Annotated in this window: 8 protein-coding genes; 5 read left to right on the top strand and 3 right to left on the bottom strand. The window is 71.7% G+C overall.

Features of this window, described 5'->3' with window-relative positions; genetic code table 11:
• Together GWI24_RS36660 and GWI24_RS36665 are read right to left on the bottom strand one after the other, a co-directional pair.
• Positions 1–1,119 (bottom strand): adenylate/guanylate cyclase domain-containing protein (locus GWI24_RS36660; protein WP_210950360.1); only part of this gene is annotated, 1,119 nt, incomplete at its 3' end.
• A gap of 146 nt (positions 1,120–1,265) precedes the next feature.
• Positions 1,266–2,153, bottom strand: coding sequence for a biotin--[acetyl-CoA-carboxylase] ligase (locus GWI24_RS36665; protein ID WP_210950361.1), 888 nt, complete (start codon positions 2,151–2,153; stop codon positions 1,266–1,268).
• Positions 2,154–2,391: 238 nt separating this feature from the next.
• On the opposite strand from GWI24_RS36665, the gene GWI24_RS36670 reads away from it, so the two are divergent.
• From GWI24_RS36670 to GWI24_RS36680, 4 genes are all read left to right on the top strand, one after another.
• On the top strand, positions 2,392–3,990 hold the full coding sequence (locus tag GWI24_RS36670; protein ID WP_210950362.1) for an acyl-CoA carboxylase subunit beta: 1,599 nt from the start codon (positions 2,392–2,394) through the stop codon (positions 3,988–3,990).
• 23 nt (positions 3,991–4,013) lie between these two features.
• On the top strand, positions 4,014–4,220 hold the full coding sequence (locus tag GWI24_RS36675) for an acyl-CoA carboxylase subunit epsilon (protein ID WP_210950363.1): 207 nt from the start codon (positions 4,014–4,016) through the stop codon (positions 4,218–4,220).
• A gap of 94 nt (positions 4,221–4,314) precedes the next feature.
• Positions 4,315–4,446, top strand: coding sequence for a morphogenic membrane protein MmpB (mmpB, locus tag GWI24_RS46420; protein ID WP_020870724.1), 132 nt, complete (start codon positions 4,315–4,317; stop codon positions 4,444–4,446).
• A gap of 238 nt (positions 4,447–4,684) precedes the next feature.
• Positions 4,685–5,290 carry a nucleoside triphosphate pyrophosphatase gene (locus tag GWI24_RS36680; protein ID WP_210950364.1) on the top strand — a complete coding sequence of 202 codons (606 nt, stop codon included), beginning with the start codon at positions 4,685–4,687 and terminating at the stop codon, positions 5,288–5,290.
• A 61-nt stretch (positions 5,291–5,351) separates the two neighbouring features.
• Here the strand turns inward: GWI24_RS36680 and GWI24_RS36685 are convergent, their stop codons facing one another.
• Positions 5,352–5,804: a hypothetical protein gene (locus tag GWI24_RS36685; protein WP_210950365.1), complete on the bottom strand. Its 453-nt coding sequence runs from the start codon at positions 5,802–5,804 to the stop codon at positions 5,352–5,354.
• Between the two features lie 344 nt (positions 5,805–6,148).
• Between GWI24_RS36685 and GWI24_RS36690 the strand changes: the two genes are divergently transcribed.
• On the top strand, positions 6,149–7,503 hold a 1,355-nt coding region (locus GWI24_RS36690; protein WP_210950366.1), incomplete at its 3' end, for an acetyl/propionyl/methylcrotonyl-CoA carboxylase subunit alpha.

Below are 7,503 nucleotides of genomic sequence, written 5' to 3' on the forward strand. Positions count from 1 at the left end.
CCACATCGGCTGCAGCGCGAAGCGGTAGGAGGGCGGCTCCTCGCCCTCCTTCTCCGCCGCGGCGGCCGCCTCCGCGGCCTCCGCCTCCGACACCGGGGCCTCCCCGGTGCGGCTCAGCTCCTCGGCGAACGCGCCGTCCACCAGGACCGCGTTCTTGGGGGCTATGGACGTCAGCCGGCTGGCCAGGTTCACCGTCGTGCCGAAGACATCGCCCATCCGCGTCGTGACCGTGCCGAACGCGATCCCGACCCGCAGCTCGGGCATCGTCTCGTCATGCGTCAGCGTCTCGATCAGGCGCAGCGCGATCTCGGCGGCGATGCCCGCGTCGTCGGCCGCGTAGAGCACCTCGTCGCCCAGCGTCTTGATCAGCCGTCCGCCGTGCGCCGCCACCAGGTCGGCGGCCGTGGTCTCGAACGCCTCGACCAGCTCGCCGAGCTCCTCCTCCTCCAGCCGCCGGGTCAGCCGGGTGAAGCTCACCAGGTCCGCGAAGCCGACCGCCAGTCGCCGGTCCACCATCTCGACGTCGTCCGCCGCCTGCACCACCCGGCCGGTCGCGGCCGCGAGCTGGCGCCGGTAGACGTAGACCAGGAACTCCTCGAGCTCCGGCAGCAACAGCTCGACCAGCGGATACGCGATCTCGGTCCGGGTCATCCCGGTCTCCTGGGGGTCGGTGAGCCCCTCCAGGAAGGAGTCGATCTGCCAGTCGGCGAGCCGGGCGGTGGTCTGGCCGGTGGACCGCGCCACCTGGATGGCCATCGGCTCGCTCAGCAGCCCGGCCTCGACCAGACCGGACAGCCGGCGCAGCGCCAGTACGTCGGCCTCGGTCAGCGCCTTGGCCTGGCCGATGTCGGCGAAGCCCATGGCCCGCCAGAAGCGGGTGGCCAGCTCGACCGAGACGCCCGCGCTGCGGGCGGCCTGGAACGGGGTGTAGCGCCGCTCGGCGCCGAGGATCAGCTGCTCCAGCCGGAGCGCGATGGGGTCCGGCTGGTCCTCGTCGTCGGGGGCCTCCGCGGCGGCGCTCTCCCGCGCCCCGGTGTCCCGTACGGCCCCGTCGGGCGCGGCGGCGTCCCGCACCTCGCGCTCCTCGGCCGTGCCGGAACCCGCGTCGTCGGCGGTCACCGCCCGCCCCCTGTCCGATCCCTGCGCACTGCCCTTCCGTTCCCTCTTCCCGACCTGGTCCCGAGCTCGCTCGCAGCCGCCCCGAGCTGGACCGACCGCGACCACGATACGTCAGGTGTGCCGTAGCTCACTCTTGCGCGGGAGGGTCATTCCTCCCTCGATACGGAGCGTAGATGCACGATGTCCCCGGCGGAGACCGGCTCCTGAACCCCGCCTTCCGTGGCCAGAACCAGACGCCCGTCGCCGTCGATCGCGACCGCCTCGCCGACGCGCTCCCGGCCGCCCGGAAGCTCGGCGCGCACCTGGCGCCCGAGGGTCGCACAGCCCGCCGCGTACGCCTCCTGGAGGCCGCTCGCCCCGGGGTCGCCCTCGAAGCGGCGCCACTCCCCGTACCACTCCGCGATCGAGCGCAGCACGGCCCGCAGCAGCGGATCGCGGTCGGTGGAGACGGCGTTCGCCAGGGCCAGCGACCCGGCGGTGGGAACGGGAAGTTCACCGGCGCGCAGCGAGACGTTCAGCCCCATGCCGATCACCACCGCGTCCCCGGCCCGTTCGGCGAGGATCCCGCCGAACTTCCGCTCCTCGCCCCCGACCGTCACCAGCAGGTCGTTCGGCCACTTCAGCGCGGTGTCCACGCCCGCCGTACGGCTGAGCGCCCCGGCTGCCGCGACCCCGGCCAGCAGCGGCAGCCAGCCCCAGCGCTCGGTGGGCACGCCGGCGCCGCCGGGCCGTAGCAGGATGGAGAAGAAGAGCCCGGACCGGGCCGGGGCCGTCCAGGCGCGGTCGAGCCGGCCGCGCCCCGCGGTCTGCTCCTCGGCGATGAGCACCGCGCCCTCGGGAGCTCCGGCCCGGGCCCGGGTGACCAGATCCGTATTGGTCGAGCCGGTCGCCCGCACCACCTCGAGCTCGGTCCACAGCCCGCCGGGGCGCACCAGCCCCCGGCGCAGCGCGGCGGCGTTCAGCGGTGGCCGCTCCAGGTCGGACCAGCGTCCGCGCGCGTCACCCGGGCTCCCTGAGGTGTCAGAAGGCGTCATGGGAGCCAGCCTAGGGTCAGGAGGTGTGGCCAACGACGCAGTGCCACCAAGCGGTGCCGCCGATACGCTACGTGCCGGTAGCCCAGCCAGCGCAAAGCCGCCGAACGGTCCGGAACCCCCGAAACCCGACAGGCCCCGTCTGATCACGATCACGACCCGTACGACCCCGTTCCCCGCCTTCCCCCGATCCTGAAGACCCGCCGTATCCACCCCCAGGACGAGCAGGAGCCGCATCCCGATGTCCACCGAGCCGGAGACCGCCCCCGAGATTCCAGACCGCCACACCACCGCGGGGAAGCTCGCGGACCTGCAGCGCCGCATCGAAGAAGCGACCCACGCCGGGTCCGCGCGCGCGGTGGAGAAGCAGCACGCCAAGGGCAAGCTGACCGCGCGCGAACGCATCGACCTCCTCCTGGACGAGGGGTCCTTCACCGAGCTCGACGAGTTCGCCCGGCACCGCTCGACCAACTTCGGCATCGACCAGAACCGGCCCTACGGGGACGGGGTCGTAACCGGTTACGGCACGGTCGACGGCCGCCCGGTGGCCGTGTTCTCCCAGGACTTCACGGTCTTCGGCGGGGCGCTCGGCGAGGTGTTCGGCGAGAAGGTCGTCAAGGTCATGGACTTCGCGCTGAAGACCGGCTGCCCGGTCGTCGGCATCAACGACTCCGGTGGCGCCCGCATCCAGGAGGGTGTGGTCTCCCTCGGCATGTACGGCGAGATCTTCCGCCGCAACACCCACGCCTCCGGGGTGATCCCGCAGATCAGCCTGGTCGTGGGCCCGTGCGCGGGCGGGGCGGTCTACTCCCCGGCGATCACCGACTTCACGGTGATGGTCGACCAGACCTCGCACATGTTCATCACCGGGCCGGATGTGATCAAGACGGTCACGGGCGAGGACGTCGGCTTCGAGGCGCTGGGCGGCGCCCGGACCCACAACACCACCTCCGGTGTCGCGCACTACATGGCCGGGGACGAGAAGGACGGCATCGAGTACGTCAAGGCGCTGCTGTCCTACCTCCCCTCCAACAACCTCTCCGAGCCCCCGGCCTTCCCCGACGAGGCCGATCTGGAGGTCTCGGACGAGGACCGGGAGATGGACACCCTCATCCCGGACTCGGCGAACCAGCCGTACGACGTGCACAAGGCCATCGAGCACGTGCTGGACGACAACGAGTTCATGGAGACGCAGGCGCTCTTCGCGCCCAACATCATCACCGGCTTCGGCCGGGTCGAGGGCCACCCGGTGGGCGTCGTGGCCAACCAGCCGATGCAGTTCGCCGGCTGCCTGGACATCGACGCCTCCGAGAAGGCCGCGCGCTTCGTGCGCACCTGCGACGCGTTCAACGTGCCCGTTCTGACCTTCGTGGACGTGCCCGGCTTCCTGCCCGGCACCGACCAGGAGTACAACGGCATCATCCGGCGCGGCGCCAAGCTGATCTTCGCCTACGCGGAGGCCACCGTCCCGCTGATCACGGTCATCACCCGCAAGGCGTTCGGCGGCGCGTACGACGTGATGGGCTCCAAGCACCTGGGCGCGGACCTCAACCTGGCCTGGCCGACCGCGCAGATCGCGGTCATGGGCGCCCAGGGCGCGGTCAACATCCTCCACCGGCGCACCATCGCCTCCTCCGACGATCCGGAGACCACCCGCACCGAGCTGATCGCGGACTACGAGGACACCCTGCTGAATCCGTATATCGCGGCCGAGCGGGGGTATGTGGATGCTGTGATCATGCCCTCCGAGACCCGCCGCCACATCGTCCGCGGTCTGCGGACATTGCGGAACAAGCGCGAAGCGCTGCCCCCGAAGAAGCACGGCAACATCCCCCTCTAGCCCCCTAGCGAAGGGCTGTTTCCATGATCCGTATTGTCCGGGGCAACCCGACCCCCGAGGAGTTGGCCGCCGCTCTGGCGGTGGTGCGAGCACGCGCGGCGGCCGTCATGGCCGCTGCGCGGACCGAGGACGGTCCGGAGGAGTGGTCCGACCCGGCCCGCACCGTCCCCAGCCACCGGGTGCCGCACCCGGGTCCCAAGGCGTGGCGCACCACCTACTGGCCCGCCTGAGCGGCCGGCGGCGGGCCGAATGGCAGCTTCGCGCCGGGGCGCCTGAGTACGCGTACTCAGGCGCCCCGGCGTCTCCGGCCTCAGGATCGGATTCATGCTGTGGTCCGAGCCGCCCGATGAGCCGCCCGAGGAACTGCGGCGCGCCGAGGCCATGCTCCGCCGCGCCCGCACCGTTCTGACCGTCTCCGTGCTGCTGGCGATGTGCATCCTCGGCATGTGGCCTTAGCTAGGGGGTGTCCGGCGGATCCTTCCCCTCCCCGCCCCTTCCCGTTACCAGGGCTTCGGCCCCTGGACCCCAGGGTCTGGGGCGAAGCCCCGCACGCGGCGGAGCCGCGAATCGTCAGGTGTCGGGAAGGGGCGGGGAGGGGAACAGCCCGCCGCAGGCGTACGCGTACCGCCGGGCACCCCGTAGCAGGTGGCCCTGGCCCCCGGCCCTTCTCCGGGAGCGGCTTACCCTGGTGCGCATGACTGCGCAGCGCACTCTCGTCCTCGCGTCCGCCTCGCCCGCCCGGCTCGGGCTGCTGCGGCAGGCCGGATTGGCGCCGAAGGTGATCGTCAGCGGGGTGGACGAGGACGCGATCGGCGCCGAGACCCCCGCCGAGCTGGCCCGGGTGCTGGCCGAGGCGAAGGCCACCGCCGTGGCCGGGCTTCCGGAGACGGCCGGCTCCCTCGTCGTCGGCTGCGACTCGGTGCTGGAGCTCGACGGTCAGGCGCTCGGCAAACCGGCCGACGCCGAGGAGGCCACCGCCCGCTGGAAGTCGATGCGCGGCCGGGCCGGGGTGCTGCGCACCGGGCACTGCGTGATCGACACGGCGAGCGGCCGCCGCGCCTCGGCCACCGCGTCCACCACCGTCCACTTCGGCGAGCCGACGGACGAGGAGGTCGCGGCGTACGTCGCCAGCGGCGAACCGCTTCACGTGGCGGGCGCGTTCACGCTCGACGGCCGTTCGGCGCCGTTCATCGACGGCATCGAGGGCGACTCCGGAAACGTGATCGGGCTGTCCCTGCCGCTGTTCCGCCGGCTGCTCGCCGAACTGGACGTGCGGATCACGGACCTCTGGAACGACTAGGGAATTCCGGCTAGGCGTTTCCCTGGACTTCCCTCAGGTCTTTCCCTGGATCTTTCCCGGCTCAGGCCGGGCTGGGGGCGTCGTGGCCGCCGCCCGCGGCCTCGGCGGAGGGCTCGGCGGGCGACTCCGCCTCGTACCCCAGCAGGCTCAGCACGATCAGCCCCAGCACCACCATCAGGAACGCGAACGCCGCCCAGCCCACCAGGCCGACCGAGAACGCGCCCAACAGCCCGTGCACCACCGCACAGGTGATGAGCAGGATGCGGGCCAGGCGGCCGGGGGCGCGGTCGCGCACGGCGGTGCGCAGCAGCACCACCCCGCACACCAGCAGATAGAGGCCGAAGAGGCCGCCCGCGACCCAGGTCCCGATCGACATCGCGTCGGTGTCCATGCCGCCCAAGGACATCTGCTGACGGTCCACGACCAGGCCGAGGATCCAGTTCAGCAGCGCTATGCCGACCGCCTCGACCATCAGCGTCACTGCCGCCACCGCGGCCACTGGTCTGCGCGCCACCGCGATCCCCTCCACTCTGTCAGTGCCGAAGCACGCTACTAACGGGTAAGCGCCGCCACAAGAGGTGCGGACGAGCTGAACGCCGTGGCAAAGTTTCCGCCCGGCATTCGTAGGGTCTCCACAAAGAAACGTGAAGCGCCGCAGCACGGCGCGCCAGAGACCTTGCCCACATCGCGGACCGCGCCACAGCCCCGAAAACCGGGCGTACCGTGGAGCGACGGGGGATCCGGACGTTCGTCCAGCGCGAGGTTCACGCTCCGTGTGGTCAAGCTCACGCCCGGGATCTTCTCGGCGCGAGGTGTTGCCTGTACCTAAACTCGGCTTGTTTCAAGGAGGGAGCCATCGTGCGCAAGGTGCTCATCGCCAACCGTGGCGAGATCGCTGTCCGTGTTGCCCGTGCCTGCCGGGATGCCGGGATCCCGAGCGTAGCCGTCTACGCCGATCCGGACCGGGACGCTGTGCATGTGCGCGCGGCCGACGAAGCCTATGCGCTGGGCGGTGACACCCCGGCGGCCAGCTATCTCGACCAGGCCAAGGTCCTGGCCGCGGCCGCCGAATCCGGCGCCGACGCCGTCCACCCCGGCTACGGATTCCTCTCCGAGAACGCCGAGTTCGCCCAGGCCGTCCTCGACGCCGGCCTGACCTGGATCGGCCCCCCGCCGCACGCCATCCGCGACCTGGGCGACAAGGTCGCCGCCCGCCACATCGCCCAGCGCGCCGGCGCCCCGCTGGTCGCCGGCACCCCCGACCCCGTCTCCGGGGCCGAGGAGGTCGTGGCCTTCGCCGAACAGCACGGCCTCCCGATCGCCATCAAGGCCGCCTTCGGCGGCGGCGGCCGCGGCCTGAAGGTCGCCCGCACGATGGAAGAGGTCCCCGAGCTCTACGACTCCGCCGTCCGCGAGGCCGTGGCCGCCTTCGGCCGCGGCGAATGCTTCGTCGAGCGCTACCTGGACAAGCCCCGCCACGTCGAGACCCAGTGCCTGGCCGACACCCACGGCAACGTCGTCGTGGTCTCCACCCGCGACTGCTCCCTCCAGCGCCGCCACCAGAAACTCGTCGAAGAGGCCCCCGCCCCCTTCCTGACCGAGGAGCAGAACGCCGAGCTGTACCGGGCGTCGAAGGCCATCCTCAAGGAGGCCGGTTACGTCGGCGCGGGCACCGTCGAGTTCCTCGTCGGCAACGACGGCACCATCTCCTTCCTCGAGGTCAACACCCGGCTCCAGGTGGAGCACCCGGTCACCGAGGAGGTCACCGGCATCGACCTGGTCCGCGAGATGTTCCGCATCGCCGACGGCGAGGCCATCGGCTACGACGACCCGCAGGTGCGCGGCCACTCCTTCGAGTTCCGGATCAACGGCGAGGACCCGGGCCGCAACTTCCTGCCCGCCCCGGGCACGGTGACCTCCTTCGTCGCGCCCGCCGGGCCGGGTGTGCGGCTGGACGCGGGTGTGGAGTCCGGCAGCGTCATCGGCCCCGCGTGGGACTCGCTGCTGGCCAAGCTGATCGTCACCGGTGCCACGCGGAGGCAGGCCCTGGAGCGCGCGGCCCGTGCCCTGGCCGAGTTCCAGGTCGAGGGCATGGCCACCGCGATCCCGTTCCACCAGGCGGTGGTCAAGGACCCGGCGTTCACCAGCGAGCCGTTCACCATCCACACCCGCTGGATCGAGACCGAGTTCAACAACACCATCGCCCCGTTCAC

Origin of the sequence: Streptomyces sp. MK37H (assembly GCF_018035285.1) — a bacterium.
GTDB classification, from domain to species: Bacteria; Actinomycetota; Actinomycetes; order Streptomycetales; family Streptomycetaceae; genus Streptomyces; species Streptomyces endocoffeicus.